Genomic DNA, 19,790 nt, shown 5'->3' with positions numbered 1-19,790 from the left:
AAGTTTTCATGCAGTAAAATGAAAGGGACTTAGATAGAACTTGTTTTCACGTCATACAATGTAACAATCTCGTTGCGGCAAATTTGAGAATGTGTTAATGTATACAGAAATATTTATAGGGAGGAGATACAATGCGGAATGTAACACTGACAGATGTTTATACCCATCCTATTGCTCAAAAGTATTTACAGCGTTCAGGCGTAGCACATGCTATTGCTGTGTCCTTTCATGCATATAGATTGGCTATTAAGCATGGGGTTGACCCGGACCTTGCAACAAAAGCAGCACTGCTTCATGATATAGGGCATTATGAGTGGTACACAGATGGGGAATGGGATTATGAAAAATACAAAGAGAACGACATTCATGCGATTAAAGGTGCTGAAAGAGCGCATAAGCTTCTGATTCGCCTTGGAGAAAATCCTCAATCTGCAAAACATATTGCCTTGGCTATTTTACTTCATACAGATTCCTATCTGCCTGAAGGCTCGCTTAAGCAAAATTCACTTCAAAAAGTAGTTCGATTAGCTGATGAAATGGATGAAGAGCCAGGCGGCAACCATCACTATCGGACGATCAATGAAAAAACAGCTCTTAAGAAAATTCAAAAATTGGACGAATTGATCAATCGTCTGCAAAACCCCTTGAAAAAATCAGTATAAATGATAAAAATCCACCTAAAGAAACGGTGGATTACATCTGTTTATGAATAATCCATTAGAATCACCAGATTAGCAGGTGTTCATTCGAACTCATCGTCATTTTAATGTTTTCCTCTACATCAATCACAGCTTTAAAAAACCCTTCCTATTTTAAATAAATCCAACAGTTTCATCATGTAAGAAAAAGAGGCGCCAGTTTTCGGTGCTGAATTAAGGGAAGCAGACAGATCCTGTCAGTACCTTTGAATTATTCCAGGTGATATTTATAATTCTGGTAAACAACATTTAAGTCATTTACAAGATCACTTAAGCTAAGAAAAAGAGGGGATACCATGAAAGCAATCCTATTTGACCTGGATGGAACCCTGTTCAATCGGGATCTTGCCCTCATGAATTTTGCAGAAATGCAGTATGACAATTGGGAAGAACTGCACTCGAAATTAACCAGAGAGCAATACACCGAGCTTTTTTTAAGGTTAGATAAAAACGGATATGTTTGGAAAGATGCTGTTTATAAGACCATTGCAAAGAAGCTAGAGCTTTCTGCCCAGCCTGAAGATCTTTTAAAAGACTATCAAGTTAACTTTCATACAAGCTGCGCACCATGTGAGATCACTGCGGACGTAATGAAAACTCTAAAGGCAAAGGGCTTGAAGCTTGGCATCATCACAAATGGGTTTACTGAATTTCAGAGAAAAACAATTCAAACAATGGGAATTGAAGACTTTTTTGATGTGGTTGTCATTTCAGAGGAAGCGGGTTTAAGGAAACCTGACACAGCTATTTTCCAATTAGCATTAAAGATCATGAATATAGAACCAAAATACGCTGTCTATGTTGGAGACCATCCGGAAAATGATGTGAAGGCAGCAATGGATGCTGGTTTAAATGCGATCTGGATGAAAACAAAACATTATAATCAAGCTGATCATGCAGATTGGCATATTTCAAGAATTGAGGAAGTTCTGGAAGTTCCATTTATTCGGGGAAAGTAAGTATTGTAAGAATTTATACACATTTTTTCCCATTTTAGATTTCCTGACCATTTATAATAGGTGAAGAGGGAGTTCACTAAAATGTATGACATAAATAGATGGATTTCTGTAATTCAGTACATAATATCGGGTTGGTTTAGTATACACCAGCTTAATCGAGAAAAAGATACCTGTTTTACAGAAAAAACTGAATCTCTTAAACTTTGGGCAGTAAATGTTTTGTTTGTCATTACAGAATAGCGGGGTGTACTTATGGGTTTTTTTGTAGCAGTTATTTTAATCATATTCCTATTCGACTTCACAAAGCTCAGAAAGCAAAATCAGACTATGATTGAACAAAATGAAAAAATTATTTCTTTGCTGGAAGAGATAAAAGATAAAAAGTAAAAAAATCTTGGTAAAAAGAGTCCCAAGATTTTTTCAATTCTTTTTCCTTTTTTGAATCATCCGCCAAAGTACCAAAATGAAAATAGATCCAAGTCCCATTATCACCTGAATCCTACTATCAGTTTCCATCACTTGTTTGACAGCCAAACCCTCAATCAGGATCGCAGGAATTTTCCCAAGCAAGCTTGCACAAAAGAAAACACCTGCACTTACTTTGCTGTAAGCAGCACCTAGTGTAACTGCGCCAGATGGAGCAAATGGGAAGATTCTTAAAGCGAGGATAAGAAAGAAAGCATCTCTGCCCTGTGTTTGTGAAAGTTTAGTAAAGAGTGCTTTTCCTTTAGAATTGAATTTCTTCACTTTCAAAAAAGAAAATCCTTTGCGGTAGACGTAAAAACTGACTAAAATCCCAATCATTTCACCTGAGAAAGATAAAACCAGCCCTTCTGTGAATCCAAAAAAAGAAATATTTGCTGCTGTAACAAATACACTGGGCACAAAAGCAAGCAAGCTGATCCATATATTTGCAGCGAGACTGATTATATAAGCGAATGGCCCGCTCATTTCCATCCACTCCAAAAGCAATTCCTTCACTAATTTCACCGCTTCTGTTTTTACGTATATCATCATTGTACTTGATTGCGCTGAAAGGTTAAATAACTTAGTTTCAGCTCGTTCAGGAACCTTTGAAATTTCACTTTATTCTGAAATCCTTTAAGTCAATCATAGCTTCATAACCATAACGTTTGACTGTACAGTTATAAAAAAGGTATGATAGTAGTAATCTTTTTTTATTGGGGTGATAGGATGGGGCATTGTACCGAATTGGCGAATTAGCAAAACTGGCAAATGTATCAAAGAGAACAATTGATTACTATACTCAAATCGGGCTGCTTCATGCAGAAAAGACGTCTCAGTCCAACTATCGCCTCTATTCTGAACAGGCACTTGCCGACATTCACTTTATTGAAGAATGCAAGGTTTTCAATATGAGTCTGCAGGATATTAAGGAAAGAATGGAACTGAAGAAAAGCAAAACGAATGAAGAGGATAAGCTAATCAAACAAGCTGAAATTTTAGCTACTCATATGAAACAGCTCGAACACGAAATTAAAGAGCTGAAACCGATTTTTGATAAAATGAATGGTGAAAAACAAGAATTGATTGCAAGCCGCATCTCTCCGCAGAGCATGGCGCTGATGCAATCACTTATGGTTCTGCTGCATTGATTTAATATTAGAAATTAAAAATTGATAACTTACTATTTTAGGAGGTGACTCCTTATTCTCTATTAAGGGGATAAGGGTGTTTTGGACATAGTTAACTTGTTATTCGTGGCGATTTTAATTGCTTTAACAGCTTTTTTCGTTGCATCAGAATTTGCGATAGTCAAAATTCGCAGTTCACGATTGGATCAATTGATTGCAGAAGGTAAAAAAGGGGCAGTTGCTGCAAAGAAAGTAACAACTCATTTAGATGAATATTTATCAGCGTGTCAGCTCGGAATAACGGTAACGGCGTTAGGTCTTGGGTGGTTAGGAGAGCCTACAGTAGAACGGCTTCTTAGACCGTTATTCGATAATTTTCAAATTAACGAATCGGTATCCCATATATTAACTTTCGGTATTGCATTCGCATCCGTTACATTCTTGCACGTAGTAATTGGAGAGCTTGCTCCTAAAACAGTAGCGATCCAAAAAGCAGAGGCTGTCACTCTTTTATTTGCAGCTCCTTTGATTTGGTTTTACCGCATTATGTTCCCATTCATTTGGATTTTGAATGGTTCAGCCCGTGTTATTACAGGTCTTTTTGGATTAAAGCCTGCATCAGAGCATGAAATTGCTCACACAGAGGAAGAGCTTCGCATTATCCTTTCTGAAAGTTATGAAAGCGGAGAAATCAACCAATCTGAATTAAAATATATGAACAAAATATTTGAATTTGATGATCGTATCGCTAAAGAAATTATGGTGCCTCGAACTGAAATTGTAGCTGCTTCAGTAGAGAAATCGTTTCAAGACAACCTGGAGACAATGAGTATGGAGAAGTATACTCGTTATCCGGTTGTAAACGGAGACAAAGATCACGTCCTTGGTATGATTAATCTCAAGGAGATCTTCACAGACATTTTTTCATTATCCGAAGAAGAGCGTAAGAAGAGCACGATTGATAAATATATCCGTCCTGTTATTCAAGTTATCGAATCGATTCCAATTCATGACTTGCTCATAAAAATGCAAAAAGAGCGTGTTCATATGGCAATTCTTGTTGATGAATACGGCGGTACCGCTGGACTTGTCACTGTCGAAGATATTATTGAAGAAATTGTTGGTGAAATTCGCGATGAATTTGACCAGGATGAAGTTCCCGAAGTTCAGAAAAAAGGCGAAGGCCATTATTTGCTGGACGGAAAGGTACTTATCTATGAGGTTAATAATTTACTCGGAACCGAAATAGATGATTCTGATGTCGATACAATCGGGGGCTGGATGCTGACCGAGAACATAGATATCCAGCAAGGCGAAAGCATTATTTTAGATGGCTATGAATTCTTTTCTAAAGAAATGGAAGGCCATTTGATTCGTGTCATTGAAATTATTAAACTGAGTGAAGAAAAAATAAAAGAACTTGTAGCAGAAGAACAATAATACAAGTTCAGCCCAGTAAAGAGCTATGCTAATTAGGCATAGCTCTTTTTCATCCTTTAATACGGTCAAATCAATGCATCACATTCTTAATCAAAACTTTATTTGACACTCACCCATTCACATAGTACGTTTGATACAAATGCTACTATCGCATGTTCATGCAGAAGGAGGACATTATTGAATAAATCAAAGGTTCATTTTTGGACGATTGAAATATTGCTGCTGCTATTAATTTTTTATGTAAGTACAAAAGTTTCTTTTTTATTTCAGCCTCTGATTGTTTTTGCATCGACCCTTTTCTTTCCAATTCTGATTGCAGGTATTTTATTCTTTATTTTCACTCCTGTTGTAAGGCTTTTGGAAAAGAACAAAGTGCCAAGAACACTTGCCATCCTCATTTTGTACCTCTTATTTATTGGATTGCTTATTCTGCTTTTATCAACAATTGGTCCAATTGTTTCACAGCAGGTAACAGACTTATTTAAAAACTTTCCGAGATACATAACTGAAATAAGACAGTTTATTATGGATTTGTCTGAATCGCCTTGGTTTACATGGATTATGACACAGGAATATGTTTCTGTAGATCAAACAATTGATAAAATAGAAGAATCGTTAGGAAGCCTGACAACAACGCTTCCTGAAAGCATCACTGCATCCGTATCAAAGGTGCTCGGAGTTGTGACGAACATTACGCTTATTATCATAACTGTCCCGTTTATCTTATTTTATATGCTGAAGGATGGCCACAAATTTCCGGTCACTGCGGTTAAGGTACTTCCTGCCTCATACAGACGAGAGGGTATAAAAATCTTTGAAGATCTTTATCAAACACTTGCTGCGTACATTCAAGGCCAGCTGCTTGTTTCCCTTTTTGTCGGGACAGGCTGTTTTATCGGTTATACATTAATAGGTCTTGATTATGCACTGATTCTTGGCATGGTTGTTGCTGTTGCTAATATTATTCCATATTTGGGGCCATTTATTGGTGCTGCTCCAGCAGTTATCATTGCTCTCCTCGATTCTCCGACTAAGGCACTTTTGGCAGCTGTTGTTGTAACGGTTGTTCAGCAGATTGACGGAAATGTTCTTTCGCCGTTAATTATAGGGAAACGATTGAATACACATCCTTTAACAATTATCCTTTTGCTGATTGGTGCCGGCAGCTTCGGAGGAATATTAGGGATGATACTTGCTGTGCCAACTTATGCAGTCTTAAAAGCGGTCACCTTAAATGTAATCAGACTGATAAAATTAAGAAACCGGTACAAGCAAGAAAGTGAAAATCGAAATACCAACAAAAATGAGTAAAATCATTTGAACCCGCCGGATTTCCGGCGGGGTTTTTTTATGAAACAAGACAGCCATTCTTTGCATACCGTAATAAAAAAAGGCTGTTTTCGCAGAGATTGTTGTACTTCGTAAGAATTACATGGATTTCGGTCTCTTTTTCTATTAAAAATGTTACGGGACAACAATAGATTAGAAAATAGCCTGTAAATAAAGGTGGAGATGATATGCCAGCTTTTGTCGGTCCTATTATTATAAGAACAAGCAGTGGTGCAATCAGTGTCGGTGATGCCTTTTCCCTTTCTCCGAAAAGTTCGGATAAGACTTCTTTTGGTGCTGGCGGTGCGAATACAGGCAATTGCATAGTGAGTACAAATGAGAAAAATGTAACAAATCTTTTTGATTTTGATGTGATTGATCAAACGAAATTTTTTAATGGATGAAACTCATTCTCTTTAGAGAGCGGGTTTTCTTTTTTTTGAGAAAAGGGTAATAGAACGTAAGAATTCAATAATTGACTTGAGGTGGAAAGATGGCAGCGATAAAAGATATAGCGAAACTAGCCAAGGTTTCGGCAGCGACAGCATATGAGGTGCTGCATGAAGATACTGATTCAGAAGCGGTCTCTGAGGATACAAAACGGAGGATTTCCCAGGCTGCCGAGAGCTTGAATTTTAGATTAACAGAAAAGAATACAGCTGGTTCTCCTCTGGTTTCAGGTATTCATATTGCACTTGCAATAATGGATTCCGCAGACGGAGAACTGGAGAATCCTTTCTTTGCAGCCTTAAGAAAGCATGTGGAAAAAAGCTGTTTGGAAAATGATATTTATATTAAAGAAATAATCCGTTATGAAAATATAGATTCAACAGACAAAATGAGCAAGTTAGATGGAATGATCGTGATCGGAAGCATTGGTGAGGATGACTTTGAGAAATTGAAAAAGGTGTCTGAGAATATTGTTTTTATTTCAGATGCAATTGCAGATATCCCTGCAGATCAAGTTAGCATTGATGTTGACCAAATGACAGAGCTTGTTATTTGGCATTTGAAGAAAATGGGGCATCAAAAGATTGGCTACATAGGCTCTCAGACTTGGGGCAATACGATGATGGAGCAGCTTGATAAAGCCAATCTTTTGTCTGAAGGGCATATCTATCTGACAGAGCCATACGGCACAGAAGGTTATCGCATCCTTAAAGAAGCTGCTGTTGGTAACCAGCTTGCAGATGCATATATGATACAAAGCAGTGTAATGTCATTAGCTGCGATTATGGCTCTGAGGGAGGAGAATGTGAAGATTCCTGAAGATGTATCCATCGTCAGTTTTTATGATGTGCCAGAGGCCCATTATTTTGCACCGTCCTTAACGGCCATTCATGTTTCAGCTCTTGAAATTGCTGGCATAGCAATGAAACTATTGAGGGAACGAGTGATAGAGCATAGAGATACACCACTAAAAGTTCTAGTCCCTGCAACACTCAAAATGCGAGAATCAACAGCAAAAAAATATAGATGAATCGCCGAAGAGAGAAGCTCTTTCTTCGGTGTTTTACATGCTGTCAGAGAATGAGATTGCTTGATAGAATGGTAAAACTATTCTATCATTATAACAACCATTTTCTTCCGAAGGAGCATCATCATGCACTCATATACAAAAATTAGGGATGGCGTTTTTCCATCTGTTTGTTCTCTTGATTGTCCTGATCAGTGCGGTCTGCTTGTACACAAAGCAAACGGAAAAATCATAAAGGTGCAGGGAGATCCTGATCACCCTGTCACACAAGGCAATATATGCAACAAAGTGCGTCACATGGCTGAACGCATCTATGATGAGAAACGCTTGCAATATCCGCTGAAACGGATTGGGAAAAAGGGGTCAAAGCAGTTTGAACAGATCACCTGGGAAGAGGCTATCAAAACGATCACATCTAAATGGAAAACGTTAATTGAAACAGATGGGGCAGAAAGTATTCTCCCTTACAGCTTTTATGGCAATATGGGCAATTTAAATGCAGAGGGCATGGATCGCCGTTTCTTTCATAAGCTCGGTGCAAGCACACTTGATCGGACCATTTGCCAAGCAGCTGGATCTGAGGGCTATAAATATACAATGGGCGGAAGTTTTGGAATTGATCCAGAGGAAACGGTTCACACAAAACTTTTTATTATGTGGGGAATTAATGCAGTGAGCACGAATATGCATCAAATTACACTTGCTCAGAAAGCCCGCAAAAATGGAGCGAAAATCGTTGTCATTGATGTACATAAAAATCAGACTGGCAGGCTTGCCGATTGGTTTATTCCTGTTCTTCCAGGGACAGACAGTGCCTTAGCACTCGGCATCATGCATCTTTTATTTAAAGAGAATATGGTGAACCATGAATTTCTTGAAAAATATACTGCAGGACACGAAGAATTGAGGGAACATGTCGTTCAATATGATCCATATACGGTTTCTGAAATAACGGGTGTTCCTTTAGATGATCTAACTCAGCTTGCAAGAATGTACGGGCAGACTTCTCCGTCTTGCATTAGAATTGGAAACGGCATTCAGCATCATGATAATGGCGGCATGTGCATCAGGACCATTTCCTGCTTGCCTGCACTCACTGGTCAGTGGCTTTTAAAAGGCGGAGGGGCTATCAAAGGCAACTCGGGTTATTTAGCACACAATACATTCGCTCTGCAGCGACCTGATCTGCTTGAAAATAAAGATACCCGAAACATCAATATGAATTTAATTGGACAAGCGCTTCTGACTGCAGTTCCCGCGATCAAGTCAATGTTTGTATATAGCAGCAATCCGGCAGTGGTTGCCCCTGAAGCAAATAAGGTGAAAAAAGGATTAGAGCGTGAAGATCTATTTACAGTGGTTCATGATCTGTTTTTAACAGAAACAGCTGCTTATGCAGATATTGTTCTGCCGGCCACTTCAGCATTTGAAAATACCGATTTTTATACGTCCTATTGGCATCATTATCTTCACTTGCAGGAACCCATTATTGAAGCATATGGCGAATCAAAATCGAACGTCGAGGTGTTTCGCCTTTTAGCAGAAGGGATGGGGTTTGAAGATCAAGCGTTTAAAGATACAGAAGAAGAGATGCTTGTCCAAGCTTTGCATAATCCTGCTAATCCTTATTTTGAGGATATTAGCATTGATTTAATTCGGGAAAAGAAGTTTGTTAAAGCAAACGTTATACCATTATTTCCAGGAAAGCTTAAAACACCAAGCGGAAAGATCGAACTCTACTCATCCGCGATGGAGAAAGCAGGATTTCCGCCGCTTCCGACATATATACCGCTGGTAAAAGAAAGTGAACTGCCGTTTTTATTTGTTCCTGGTCCGAACCATAACTTCTTAAACTCCACATTTTCAAATAATGAAAAACATATTGCACTTGAGAAAGCACCTAAATTGCATATGAATGTTAAGGATGCTGCTTCGCTTCAATTAGCTGATGGAGACTTGGCAAAGATTTGGAATGAACGGGGAGAGTGTGAGCTGATCGTTTCGGCGGGAGAAAATGTCCTGCCGGGAGTTGCCGTAAGCCAAGGGCTTTGGGCAGACGTACCCGGCAAAAAGCAGGTCGTAAATATTCTGACCCCTGACCGCCTTGCAGATATGGGAGGAGGAGCAACCTTTTTTTCAGGAAGAATTGACATTCGAAAAGCTGAAAGACCTCAATCTTGAGGTCTTTCTTTCGTATCGTGTAAGAATTTCTTAACAGAGTCTATATATTGTTCTCTTGAATAACCTCTATATAAATTTTTTGCCAGCCGGATTGGATCTCCGAAAAAGTACCGTTCATAATGTGTCTGTCTTGTTCCAAATGAGCTCATCGTCAGCTCCCATGCTAAGCGGAAAAGTTTTATTTTCGTTTTTGCATCAACAGCCGCACCTTGCATGTATTGCTCAATGTCACTGCCAATTGGGGAATGAAAATCTTCTTCAGATGGCAATATCATTAATCCTCCGGCTCCAATCTGCTGAAGAATACTGATGCAGTTCGGATATAGCTTGGAGAATAACGTAACAGCTGCATATAAAGGATGAGTGCTTGGAGTCATCGTACCGAAAGAATCAAAAGCTGCTTCTGCTTCTGCCTTAAACAGCAATCCTTTCATGCTTTCTAGACCGATAATCATATCACTCAGCTTTAGTTGAATATGTTCAAATTCGGATATTTCCAGAGCGGTAATCATTAACTGAGAAAGTCCAATTAAAAATTGGAGCTTGATCGTTTGCCGTGTCACAACTTGATGAAGGGCATGCGAAATAAATCCGCTCTGATTGAACATTTGATGCGCAATATCCTGGCGATGATAAAAAAATACTCTTTCCCACGGTACGAGAACATTGTCAAATACAAGAATTGTATCCATTTCATCGAAGCGGGAGGATAATGGATAATTAAAAGCAGATTCTCCTGAGAAGAACGGTTCCCTGCAAATAAACTTCAATCCAGGGGTATTTGCAGGAATACTGAAGGCAAAGGCATAATCATCACTCAGATTATTTCCTCCCGAAGGAAAAATTAAGACTTCATCAGTCATTCCGCCTTCTGTTGCAAGCAGTCTGGCTCCTTTCAAGACAAGTCCGCCTGCGGTTTTCTTCATCACTTTTAGTGCAATCGGATGTTTGGATGCTTCAAAATAGTAGGACGAGCGATTTACTTGCGGATTTATAAAACTATGTGTAAATGATAAATCTTCTTCAAGGGCTGTTTCATACATGTTTCGAAGATTTTTTGAAAACTCTTCATCCTGCACGCCAACGATTGACGAAGCAGCCGACAAAGACATAAGAGCTGTGTTCATATAGTCAGGGCTGCGGCCCATCATTCCATGCGTTGCTTGTGCCCAGCATTCAATCATCCGTCTTCTTTTCTCCAAATCTTCTTTTGATTTCGGCTCAAGATAGGATAATCCGACGCGGTTTTTTGTATAGGGTGAAGTGAATGTCATAAAGCTTATATTCTTTTCTTCGACCTGTAAATCATAAAGAGCTGCTTTTGTTTGCATAGCGCCCTTATAAACGGGATGTGAGAGCAGATTTTCTGATATATCTTGCCCTTTTAACCATACACTTGGCTTCAATTTTTCCATACGTTCCAAATATTCTCTTCCTGAAATAGCAGACATTCTCTTCCTCCTGTCAGTCTTTAGATGTAAATACAATATGCTTCTGCAGTCCGGCAGGTGAGACTCGACATGAAAAGACACAGTGCTGCCGAAAATGAAGAATGGTTTTTAGAAGGTATGAGCGGGCAGGAAAAGAATAAGAATAGGAACAGAGTGAACGAAATTCATATGTTGAAAGCGTGTACATTTTTAACTGTTATAGAAGTCAGCGAGGAGGGTAAAATGATAAATATGGAAGATGGAAGGGAGAGCTGCTCATGCAAGATGTAAATTTTTTTAAGGGAATGATATGGGCAACCGTTCTAAGTGTTCCATTATGGGTATCATTCTTTGGATGGCTGAAAATCATCATGAACTATACTTGGTAAAAACAGATCAGTTCAGATTTTCATCTTCCTTTGTTAAACTTATGTGAAACTAGGGCATCATGACAAGGAGAATGGCAATGTCTGAAGATCAGCTGGATCTCTATCTAAAACAAGGAATGTACGGCACGTTTGAAACAAAGCCAGAGGAAAGAAGTGTTTTTCTGGGCACAATAAGAGAAAGAATTATTATTGCCCTTACAAAAGGTCAAGTGAGGCAGCAAAAGGTATATGATGAAGTAAAGTCCGCGTTAAAAAGTGCCCCCAAAAAAAACCTTTTATTAAATGGGACAGTCGATTATTCTTCCCTTTCAAAATACATTGCAATCGCCAATAAAGAAGGTATTCCATTTACAATCGTAAACGGTCTTGATGATAAACCAACAAAAATTGGATTAATTGTAGCTGCTTTGGATGCAATTGAAAATGAAGAAATATTTGTGAAGGATAAAACATTTGAACAATCGTTTCGGAAATGAACACAGCGAAGTCTGTGTTTTTTGTTTTGTCCCTGCAAAGATAATAAGATCTCGATTCCGGCTGATAAAACCTGATCCTCGGACTATAATAAAGCTCCAGTGGATAATAAAACAAGCATTCTGGAGAATAAGCCCGAAATCAGGCGATGCTGTCCGGCTTTTGCAAGCGGAAAGGTACGCTATTCCTTGATTGATTAGATCAAATTGCCATGTGCAGCTAAAACGCAGTTGTTTATTAAAGTTTCTTGCAATGAAATGTTGTTCCATATGCAGATACCAAGCAAAAAATTAGAAAAAAGTGAAATCCTTCAGCGACAGACTAGTTTTTAAAAAATATAAATCAAAAAAACACTTTATTTATAAGATAAAATATAAGCATCCAGATCGGTATTGATAGGATGACTCCGTATAAACAGCCTTTTGCAAATGATCGGTCTTCTCTCATCATATACCTCGCGATCTCAGTCATAAAAATTAATCATATCTTGTTTGTTTCCGCCAGAGCAATGCAACTTTTGTCTTAATTTGTCGACTGACTTCTTAAAGTACAATTTATTTCCATTTTTTCACACTTCCACTTCATTTTTTGCTATAGTTAACTAAACTATTCAGATGAAAAGAGGAGAAAAGCCGATGAGTTTTTCAGGTGAATCGTAAAATCGCAGCCGAAATAAGGATCCTCCATTAGTATGAGTTGCTGCAGATTAATTACTTGGAGGAATGAATTGGATGAACAACTTACAATTTTGGATAAAAGATCTGGAATCATCAACTTTTTCAGGCTGGAATTTTTCATATCTTACGGAAAGTGGAAGAATGGATTCTGAACCATTGAATTGGAATTATTATTCTTTGGCTCTTCCGCATTTAAGACAGGCTGAAGCAGCTCTCGACATGGGGACAGGGGGAGGAGAATATTTATCTTCTTTTTATCCATTTCCGCGCAGAATGGCAGCCACAGAAGGGTACAAGCCAAATATTCCTCTTGCAAAAGCAAAGCTTGAACCGCTCGGTGTCGAAGTACTGTCTTTTGTAAATGATGCAGCACTTCCTTTTCAATCAGATGAGTTTGATTTGGTGATCAATAAACATGAGTCATTTGATCCGAATGAAGTGAAAAGAATTGTTAAACCCTCTGGATTGTTCATTACACAGCAAGTCGGTGGATCAGATATGGCTGATTTAAACGAGCGCTTGCATGCTGATCAATGCATTTACAATGGCTGGAATCTTGAATCGGCAGCAGCAGGCTTGAAAAAAGAGGGGTTCCGGGCTGCAGCTGCAATAGAACAATTTCCGAAAACCAGATTTTATGACATTGGCGCAATCCTTTACTATTTAAAAGCCATACCTTGGCAAATCCCTGGGTTTTCATATGATAAGTACGAACAGCAGTTACTCGATATTCAGTATGAGATTGAAACCCGAGGTTATATTGAATTTACGTCACATCGTTTTTTAATCATGGCAATAAAAGAATAAGTTCGCTTGACCATCCTGTTTGCGGGATGGTTTTTTGTTAGGCCTGTTATCGTTAAGTTTGTTGCTTTAGAAATAGTAAAATCAATAAGTGGATTGTAGCGGAAGGCAAGTGACTGCAGCGGAAAGAAACGGACAAAATTTTATAGCCAAAACAACAATCTATGAGAAAACGAACTTTGTAAGCGCCCTTCCAATTGTCACAGACAATAAATAAAATTCGAGTTTTTTTGCAAATGCTGTACGATAATTACCGGAAAAACAGGCTGTTAGCGTGATAGGTACTGAAAACTCATATCATTTAGCATATATTTTTCTAAAAAATTTTAGTTAATTTAGATTATTGTGAAAAATAGTTAAATTAATATATACTGATTTTGTTTCATGATAAAAGTTATATATCACTAACATTTTGAGAGGGGAAATGAAATGAAGATCAGTAAGGTGCTTGGAGCTGCTGTATTAAGTTTATCAATGAGTCTTTCAATGTTTGGGACAACCACTTTTGCACAAGATGTTGCAAAGACAGATTTAAAACAGGATTCCATTCGGGTCGTGATTAAAGGTGCGGATACAGAGAAAGTCAAAATTAAGAAAAGTCACAAAGTCCGCAGGGATTTCGGTAAAGATGGATTTACCACAACAGTCACTGCCAAGCAATACGAAGCATTGATAAAAAACGACAAAATTAAGGTAGATAAGGTTTCAACACTTCAAGTAGCTGCCGGCAAACCAATTAAAACGATGGCGCTTCCAAGCACTAGAACACCATGGGGAATTAAAGCAATCTATAATAATAGCTCTCTTACATCTACTTCTGGAGGAGACGGCATAAAAATTGCAGTCCTTGATACAGGTGTACAAACAAGTCATATTGATTTATCACAAAACGCAGAACAATGTAAGGATTTCACAGTTGGCAGTCCTTATACGAATGGATCTTGTACAGACCGGAATGGTCATGGAACACATGTAGCGGGAACAGCTCTTGCTAATGGCGGTTCAGATGGAATGGGGATATATGGAGTTGCCCCGCAATCAGAGCTTTGGGCTTATAAAGTTTTAACAGACAGCGGTTCGGGCTACTCAGATGATATTGCAGCAGCAATCAGACATGCAGCGGACGAAGGAACGCGTACAGGTTCAAAAGTTATTATCTCAATGTCTCTAGGATCAAGCGTTAAAGATAGTTTAATAGCTAGCGCTGTTGACTACGCATATGGAAAAGGTGCATTAGTCATTGCTGCTGCGGGGAACTCAGGATCTGGAAATAACACGATCGGATATCCTGGAGCACTTGTCAATGCAGTAGCTGTAGCCGCTCTTGAAAACGTTCAGCAAAACGGCACATATCGGGTTGCGAATTTCTCTTCACGCGGAAACTCTGCAACAGATGGCGATTATATTATTGGTGAACGCGATGTTGAAATCTCAGCTCCAGGAGCAAGCATTGAATCAACATGGATTAATAGCGGCTACAACACAATCAGCGGTACATCAATGGCTACTCCACATGTCTCAGGGCTAGCAGCGAAAATTTGGTCTTCAAATAAAAGCCAAAGCAACGTACAAGTTCGTGCTGAGCTTCAAAGACGTGCAAAGCTTTATGACATCAAAGGCGGCATTGGCGCAGCAACAGGCGATGACCATGCTTCAGGCTTTGGTTTTGCCAGAGTACAATAACAGATTGTGGAATAATAAAAGAGAGCTTCCTGTTTCAATTAAAGGAAGCTCTTTTTTTATATAATTTAAAATACAAAATTTGGTTCGCAGCTATGAAAATATGTTTTAATAGAGTAAATACAAGTGCAGAATTGAAGTGTGTAAAGAGCAGGAAATTAAGCGAATTGGGCAGGTTTTACAATTCTTGGCCATTCTTCATCAGCCGTTTGAATGTTTGCTTCTGTTTTTGAGCAGCCAGTTAACATAATCGCCGTGCCAAGAGCAAGTAATAATAAGTGCATTTTAATTTTCTTCATCCCCATTACCTCCCATATTTCTGTTGTAATTTAACATTTTAAAAGCGGTAACATTTTGTTATAATTGACTGACAATTCAAATATATACAATTCTTTTAATTATTGTCAATACATAAATAGTAAATTTTCAGGAGGCTCAGTATGAATACCGTTGGGATGAAATTAAGACAGCTGAGAAAAAAACAGAAACTGACTCAAAATGAGCTCGCAACTGGTATCGTCAACCGCAGCTATATTAGTCAGCTTGAAAAAGGAATGGTTCAGCCATCATATAAACTGCTGTTAAAATTCAGCGAAAGACTGCAATGTGATATTCATGATTTTTTTGAGGAAGAAGACAAATCATTGCTTTCGTTTGATCTGAAAAAAGCACTTACCAATCTGGAATTTTCAGTCGTAAACAATGAGTTTGCTGACGCAGAAGAACTCCTGAATGACTTAACTAAAAATATAGAATCACTGAATCAAGGTGATCTGGCGCTATATTATTTTTGTAAAGGCAAAATCCATCAACAAGTAAATCACCAAATTGAAGAAGCGATTGCGGCATATGAAAAAAGCTATGAATTGTTTTGCAGCCTGCAGTATACAGCTGACCGGCTGAGAACAAGCAATCATCTCGTCCATCTGCTGATTAAGCAAAACCTTCTGTCAAAAGCATTTTCTTATTTAAATGAAGCATATGATGATTCAATCACGCATAAAGCATCTGGAGTAGAAAAGATTTCTTTATTAAATAACCTTGGAATCGCACATGCAAAAAAAGGAGAATATTATTCAGCCATCCGATTTTTAAAACAAACGATTGGGCTCAGCAGCAAAACAAATATTTATTATCATACAGGCAATGTATACATGGTTTTAGGATTATGCTTCAGACGTATGAACGATTATGAAAATGCAAGTCAGGCTTATGCGAAAGCTCTTCTCTTTTTTGAAGGAACAAATGATGAATTAAATTTGGCAGGTACTTACACCAATCTTGGCATCCTGAGCAGGTATTTGCTGGATGCTGACAGCGCGATGAACTACCTTGCTTCAGCACATGAAATATATATAAAAATGGATGATTTAAAAGGGATATTAAATACTTTATATGAACTTGCCTTAACATATTACGAGGCAAATCAGGATGATAAAGTGCTGGAATCATATAAACAATTCCAGAAGATCAACTCAACTGAATTCAGCCATCTGAAATATAAATTCATCAGTCTTATTGGCGATATGCATCATCGCAATAACGATCAGGAAGAAGCACTTAGGTGTTACCATGAAATCTTGGACAATACAGGAAAAATACAAGAATCCATGATAATAAAAGATGTTCTAAAAAAAATGGCTGAAATTGCATACATATCCCGAAATGAAAAAACGCTTTTTTATCTGCTGGAGAAATACCTGAAATTGTAAATTTCGATTGATCCATAGACTACATATTTCGACACAATCACTGCCTTCTTTCATGTACAATGTATTAGTTCAAATGTACTGAGAAGATATAGGGCAAAGGGGTGAGGGTATGAAAGTTTTCGTTGCCAGGCAGCCGATTTTTAATAGAAAAGGACAAAGTGTTGCATATGAATTGCTTTACCGCAACGGAGATAACAGTAATTCGTTTCCTCTGATTGATGGAGATGAAGCAACAACTGATGTTATTATTAATAGTTTTCTTAATATTGGTCTTGATGAGCTTTCGGAAGGAAAAAGGTGTTTTATTAATTTCACAGAGGGCTTGCTGAAAATAAAATTGCCAAGTTATTTTAATCCCCGTTCAATCGTTGTCGAAATTTTAGAAGATGTTCCAATCAGCCAAGAGCTTATTGAGATTTGCACCGATTTAAAAGAACTGGGCTATACGATTGCTTTAGATGATTTTAATCTGCAGGAAAATTACTATTTGCTGCCAAAACTATTAAAAAAGATTGATATTATTAAGATTGATTTTCTGAATACAACTGAGCAAAAAAGAAAGCAAATTATGGATAGATATAAATCATATGGTGTTTCCTTTTTAGCAGAAAAGGTAGAAACGAGAGAGGAATATGAGATTGCCCTTAGGGACGGCTATGACTACTTTCAAGGGTATTTTTTCAGTAAGCCGGTCGTTCTCTCAAGCTATGATATTCCTATATATGTACAGTCTTATTTTCAAATCCTGGAGGAGCTTTCGAAAACAGAACCAGATATTGATAAAATATCCATACAGATTGAACATGATTTGTCACTTTCTTATAAGCTTTTAAAATTAATCAATTCACCTGCATTCAGGCCGCGCAATAAAATTAAATCTATAAAACAGGCTATTGTTCTGCTTGGATTAAACGAAATTAAGAAGTGGATATATATCTTATCCATCAAAAACCTAAGCAGGAAAAATGATCCGATCCAAGAGGAAGTGATACGTTTATCCTTGATTCGAGCTAAGGTGTGTGAGCAGCTGTCTGTCAAAACAGGGAGAAAAGAGGCTTCCTTATATTTGCTGGCAGGTATGTTTTCACTGATGGATACACTGCTGCATCGCAATTTGGACGAAGTGTTAAAAGAGCTGCCTTTGTCAGATGAGATCAGGGAAGCTCTAAACGGAAAAGATAATGACATTCGTAAGGTTTTCGAGTGGACCATTCAAATCGAAAAGTCCAATTGGAAAATTGAAGATCTTCCATTATCATCTGAAGAAATTTTTGAATGTTATATGGAAGCCATACAATGGTCAAATAACTTATTAAGTCATGACATGGATATTGCACATACTAGCTGAGAAGAGCAATCTTCTCTTTTTGTATTTTCGTATCCAGATAACGAGTCTAATCCGCATGAAAACCCTATGATTTTGAAAAAAAACAGATTCCGTTTAATATTGGAGTGAGAGGAGAATGATTATGCAGCGAATACAGCTTACAGAAGATTTATCTTTTTCAAGAATTATTCATGGATTATGGCGTTTATCTGATTGGAAGATGTCAAACGAGGACGTTGTTAAACTGATCGAGGATTGCTTAGAGGCTGGTATTACGACCTTTGACCACGCGGATATTTATGGTAATTATACATGTGAGAAAAAATTCGGCAACGCTCTTGCATTAAAACCAGAGCTCCGAAAACGCATGGAGATTGTAACGAAATGCGGCATTAAACTTGTCTCTGACAATCGTCCAGAACACAGCATTAAATCGTATGATACGAGTAAAGAACATATTCTTGCGTCAGTACAGCATTCGCTTGAAAACTTTCAAACCGATTACATAGACGTTCTGCTTATTCACCGTCCAGATCCATACATGGATCCAGCGCAAGTAGCAGATGCATTCACGCAATTGAAAAGTGAAGGCAAAGTCCGCCATTTTGGTGTATCAAACTTTAAACGTTCACAGTTTAAAATGCTGCAATCCTATTTGGATTTTCCTTTAGTCACGAATCAAATTGAATTATCTGCTTATAACCTTGAGAATTTTGAGGATGGAACACTTGATCTTTGCCAAGAAGCAAGAATCGCTCCGATGGCATGGTCTCCCCTTGCAGGGGGAGCTATTTTCTCTGCTGAAGATGAAAAAGCGAAGCATTTACGGGATACGCTTGAGAAAATTGCTGGAGACATCGGCGCAAAGGAAATTGATGAAGTCCTTTACGCATGGCTGCTCAGCCACCCGGCAAACATTATGCCGATTGTTGGTTCTGGTAAAATGAACCGAATCGAGTCTGCCATTAAAGCATTGGACCTGACATTAACAAGAGACCAATGGTTTGATATCCTTCAAGTTGCAATGGGACGGGAGATCGCATAGGTTACTGAAAGTTCGGTTTTGGGAGGGAAATCTCAAAATCATTCCCTATTTAGCACTAGAAATAACACCAGGATTCACACATTAAATTGCACCGCTTTTAGCGGTGTTTTTTTGCACACAAAAACCCAGTCCTTATTGAACTGAGCTTGCAAATTTTTTTAAAAGTTATTCCATTAAAGCCCACGATTGCTTAATACCAATCATTTCTTAATTAGGGGATAAACTCAGAAATGATTCCTCTCTCTGGTTTGAGTAGCCAAAGATGCTATCGCACTCAATCCCGCTTTAAAAAGGCGTTCTTCAGTGAAATTCATTACCCAAATGAGTGTAAAGAATATCCCAGAGAACGCCGTGCAATTCATTAATCTTTAATCCATAAAGGATTACTTTAATACATAGCGTTACTGATTTCCAGACGGTTGTTGAATCTGCCCTTCAATCCCAGTCCCCATTCCCATCATGTTTGAGGCAAGTGGAATCATATTTTTCATTTTTCCGCCATTGCCATTCATCATTTGATAAGCTGCAATACCTACACCAACTGAAGCGAAAACCGGTAAAATTTTATCCATG

Annotated in this window: 20 protein-coding genes; 16 read left to right on the top strand and 4 right to left on the bottom strand. The window is 38.1% G+C overall.

All coding sequences use genetic code 11. The features are described from left to right. Positions 1 to 131: 131 nt before the first annotated feature. The 3 genes from CYJ36_RS13760 (at position 132) to CYJ36_RS24445 (ending at position 2,044) form a co-directional block, all read left to right on the top strand. Positions 132 to 662, top strand: a complete 531-nt coding sequence (locus CYJ36_RS13760) for an HD domain-containing protein (protein ID WP_101567844.1) — start codon at positions 132 to 134, stop codon at positions 660 to 662. A 332-nt stretch (positions 663 to 994) separates the two neighbouring features. After that, positions 995 to 1,657 carry an HAD family hydrolase gene (locus CYJ36_RS13755; RefSeq protein ID WP_101567843.1) on the top strand — a complete coding sequence of 221 codons (663 nt, stop codon included), beginning with the start codon at positions 995 to 997 and terminating at the stop codon, positions 1,655 to 1,657. Between the two features lie 252 nt (positions 1,658 to 1,909). Then, the gene (locus CYJ36_RS24445; RefSeq protein ID WP_257962482.1) at positions 1,910 to 2,044 is read left to right on the top strand and encodes a hypothetical protein; all 135 of its coding nucleotides are present in this window, start codon (positions 1,910 to 1,912) and stop codon (positions 2,042 to 2,044) included. Positions 2,045 to 2,077: 33 nt separating this feature from the next. Here the strand turns inward: CYJ36_RS24445 and CYJ36_RS13750 are convergent, their stop codons facing one another. Then, the gene (locus tag CYJ36_RS13750) at positions 2,078 to 2,671 is read right to left on the bottom strand and encodes a TVP38/TMEM64 family protein (protein ID WP_219621105.1); all 594 of its coding nucleotides are present in this window, start codon (positions 2,669 to 2,671) and stop codon (positions 2,078 to 2,080) included. Between the two features lie 188 nt (positions 2,672 to 2,859). Between CYJ36_RS13750 and CYJ36_RS13745 the strand changes: the two genes are divergently transcribed. From CYJ36_RS13745 to CYJ36_RS13720, 6 genes are all read left to right on the top strand, one after another. Further along, positions 2,860 to 3,273 carry a MerR family transcriptional regulator gene (locus CYJ36_RS13745; RefSeq protein ID WP_101567841.1) on the top strand — a complete coding sequence of 138 codons (414 nt, stop codon included), beginning with the start codon at positions 2,860 to 2,862 and terminating at the stop codon, positions 3,271 to 3,273. Between the two features lie 81 nt (positions 3,274 to 3,354). Further along, on the top strand, positions 3,355 to 4,692 hold the full coding sequence (locus CYJ36_RS13740; RefSeq protein ID WP_101567840.1) for a hemolysin family protein: 1,338 nt from the start codon (positions 3,355 to 3,357) through the stop codon (positions 4,690 to 4,692). 177 nt (positions 4,693 to 4,869) lie between these two features. Next, positions 4,870 to 6,003 (top strand): AI-2E family transporter, encoded by a 1,134-nt coding sequence (locus CYJ36_RS13735; RefSeq protein WP_101567839.1) that lies wholly within the window; start codon positions 4,870 to 4,872, stop codon positions 6,001 to 6,003. Positions 6,004 to 6,209: 206 nt separating this feature from the next. Beyond that, positions 6,210 to 6,425 carry a spore germination protein gene (locus CYJ36_RS13730; RefSeq protein ID WP_101567838.1) on the top strand — a complete coding sequence of 72 codons (216 nt, stop codon included), beginning with the start codon at positions 6,210 to 6,212 and terminating at the stop codon, positions 6,423 to 6,425. Positions 6,426 to 6,514: 89 nt separating this feature from the next. Continuing rightward, positions 6,515 to 7,501 carry a LacI family DNA-binding transcriptional regulator gene (locus CYJ36_RS13725; RefSeq protein WP_101567837.1) on the top strand — a complete coding sequence of 329 codons (987 nt, stop codon included), beginning with the start codon at positions 6,515 to 6,517 and terminating at the stop codon, positions 7,499 to 7,501. A gap of 123 nt (positions 7,502 to 7,624) precedes the next feature. After that, positions 7,625 to 9,679, top strand: coding sequence for a molybdopterin oxidoreductase family protein (locus CYJ36_RS13720; protein WP_101567836.1), 2,055 nt, complete (start codon positions 7,625 to 7,627; stop codon positions 9,677 to 9,679). Here the strand turns inward: CYJ36_RS13720 and hpaB are convergent. After that, entirely contained in the window at positions 9,670 to 11,130 is a 1,461-nt protein-coding gene (gene hpaB / locus CYJ36_RS13715; RefSeq protein ID WP_101567835.1) for a 4-hydroxyphenylacetate 3-monooxygenase, oxygenase component, read from the bottom strand. The two genes, CYJ36_RS13720 and hpaB, sit on opposite strands and share 10 nt — an antisense overlap. A 69-nt stretch (positions 11,131 to 11,199) precedes the next feature. On the opposite strand from hpaB, the gene CYJ36_RS13710 reads away from it, so the two are divergent. The 4 genes from CYJ36_RS13710 (at position 11,200) to CYJ36_RS13695 (ending at position 15,136) form a co-directional block, all read left to right on the top strand. Beyond that, positions 11,200 to 11,400: a hypothetical protein gene (locus CYJ36_RS13710; protein WP_101567834.1), complete on the top strand. Its 201-nt coding sequence runs from the start codon at positions 11,200 to 11,202 to the stop codon at positions 11,398 to 11,400. A 175-nt stretch (positions 11,401 to 11,575) separates the two neighbouring features. After that, complete coding sequence (locus CYJ36_RS13705) at positions 11,576 to 11,974, top strand: YueI family protein (RefSeq protein ID WP_101567833.1); 399 nt, start codon at positions 11,576 to 11,578, stop codon at positions 11,972 to 11,974. Between the two features lie 729 nt (positions 11,975 to 12,703). Beyond that, complete coding sequence (locus tag CYJ36_RS13700; protein WP_101567832.1) at positions 12,704 to 13,456, top strand: class I SAM-dependent methyltransferase; 753 nt, start codon at positions 12,704 to 12,706, stop codon at positions 13,454 to 13,456. A 426-nt stretch (positions 13,457 to 13,882) separates the two neighbouring features. Beyond that, positions 13,883 to 15,136: a S8 family peptidase gene (locus tag CYJ36_RS13695; RefSeq protein ID WP_101567831.1), complete on the top strand. Its 1,254-nt coding sequence runs from the start codon at positions 13,883 to 13,885 to the stop codon at positions 15,134 to 15,136. A 155-nt stretch (positions 15,137 to 15,291) separates the two neighbouring features. Here CYJ36_RS13695 and CYJ36_RS23680 read toward each other — a convergent pair whose 3' ends face one another. Beyond that, the gene (locus CYJ36_RS23680) at positions 15,292 to 15,432 is read right to left on the bottom strand and encodes a lipoprotein (RefSeq protein WP_180850322.1); all 141 of its coding nucleotides are present in this window, start codon (positions 15,430 to 15,432) and stop codon (positions 15,292 to 15,294) included. A 141-nt stretch (positions 15,433 to 15,573) separates the two neighbouring features. Between CYJ36_RS23680 and CYJ36_RS13690 the strand changes: the two genes are divergently transcribed. The 3 genes from CYJ36_RS13690 (at position 15,574) to CYJ36_RS13680 (ending at position 19,217) form a co-directional block, all read left to right on the top strand. After that, positions 15,574 to 16,845, top strand: coding sequence for a helix-turn-helix domain-containing protein (locus tag CYJ36_RS13690; RefSeq protein WP_101567830.1), 1,272 nt, complete (start codon positions 15,574 to 15,576; stop codon positions 16,843 to 16,845). 109 nt (positions 16,846 to 16,954) lie between these two features. Beyond that, positions 16,955 to 18,193: an EAL and HDOD domain-containing protein gene (locus tag CYJ36_RS13685; protein ID WP_101567829.1), complete on the top strand. Its 1,239-nt coding sequence runs from the start codon at positions 16,955 to 16,957 to the stop codon at positions 18,191 to 18,193. A gap of 121 nt (positions 18,194 to 18,314) precedes the next feature. Then, positions 18,315 to 19,217, top strand: a complete 903-nt coding sequence (locus CYJ36_RS13680; protein ID WP_101567828.1) for an aldo/keto reductase — start codon at positions 18,315 to 18,317, stop codon at positions 19,215 to 19,217. Between the two features lie 401 nt (positions 19,218 to 19,618). On the opposite strand, the gene CYJ36_RS13675 is transcribed toward CYJ36_RS13680, so the two are convergent. Then, entirely contained in the window at positions 19,619 to 19,789 is a 171-nt protein-coding gene (locus CYJ36_RS13675) for a hypothetical protein (protein WP_257962481.1), read from the bottom strand. Position 19,790 lies beyond the last annotated feature (1 nt).

The organism is Bacillus sp. UMB0893 (assembly GCF_002858905.1).
Lineage (GTDB): Bacteria > Bacillota > Bacilli > Bacillales > Bacillaceae > Bacillus_P.
The sequence above is the reverse complement of the archived record's forward strand: the minus strand, read 5'-3'. Positions and strand labels throughout refer to the sequence as shown.

Bases quoted from the DNA above. Each gene is read 5' to 3' on its own strand.
- CYJ36_RS13760 (WP_101567844.1), top strand. From the start codon at position 132: ATGCGGAATGTAACACTGACAGATGTTTATACCCATCCTATTGCTCAA.
- CYJ36_RS13755 (WP_101567843.1), top strand. From the start codon at position 995: ATGAAAGCAATCCTATTTGACCTGGATGGAACCCTGTTCAATCGGGAT.
- CYJ36_RS24445 (WP_257962482.1), top strand. From the start codon at position 1,910: ATGGGTTTTTTTGTAGCAGTTATTTTAATCATATTCCTATTCGACTTC.
- CYJ36_RS13750 (WP_219621105.1), bottom strand. From the start codon at position 2,671: ATGATATACGTAAAAACAGAAGCGGTGAAATTAGTGAAGGAATTGCTT.
- CYJ36_RS13730 (WP_101567838.1), top strand. From the start codon at position 6,210: ATGCCAGCTTTTGTCGGTCCTATTATTATAAGAACAAGCAGTGGTGCA.
- CYJ36_RS13725 (WP_101567837.1), top strand. From the start codon at position 6,515: ATGGCAGCGATAAAAGATATAGCGAAACTAGCCAAGGTTTCGGCAGCG.
- CYJ36_RS13720 (WP_101567836.1), top strand. From the start codon at position 7,625: ATGCACTCATATACAAAAATTAGGGATGGCGTTTTTCCATCTGTTTGT.
- hpaB (WP_101567835.1), bottom strand. From the start codon at position 11,130: ATGTCTGCTATTTCAGGAAGAGAATATTTGGAACGTATGGAAAAATTG.
- CYJ36_RS13710 (WP_101567834.1), top strand. From the start codon at position 11,200: ATGAAAAGACACAGTGCTGCCGAAAATGAAGAATGGTTTTTAGAAGGT.
- CYJ36_RS13705 (WP_101567833.1), top strand. From the start codon at position 11,576: ATGTCTGAAGATCAGCTGGATCTCTATCTAAAACAAGGAATGTACGGC.
- CYJ36_RS13700 (WP_101567832.1), top strand. From the start codon at position 12,704: ATGAACAACTTACAATTTTGGATAAAAGATCTGGAATCATCAACTTTT.
- CYJ36_RS13695 (WP_101567831.1), top strand. From the start codon at position 13,883: ATGAAGATCAGTAAGGTGCTTGGAGCTGCTGTATTAAGTTTATCAATG.
- CYJ36_RS23680 (WP_180850322.1), bottom strand. From the start codon at position 15,432: ATGAAGAAAATTAAAATGCACTTATTATTACTTGCTCTTGGCACGGCG.
- CYJ36_RS13690 (WP_101567830.1), top strand. From the start codon at position 15,574: ATGAATACCGTTGGGATGAAATTAAGACAGCTGAGAAAAAAACAGAAA.
- CYJ36_RS13685 (WP_101567829.1), top strand. From the start codon at position 16,955: ATGAAAGTTTTCGTTGCCAGGCAGCCGATTTTTAATAGAAAAGGACAA.
- CYJ36_RS13680 (WP_101567828.1), top strand. From the start codon at position 18,315: ATGCAGCGAATACAGCTTACAGAAGATTTATCTTTTTCAAGAATTATT.
- CYJ36_RS13675 (WP_257962481.1), bottom strand. From the start codon at position 19,789: ATGGATAAAATTTTACCGGTTTTCGCTTCAGTTGGTGTAGGTATTGCA.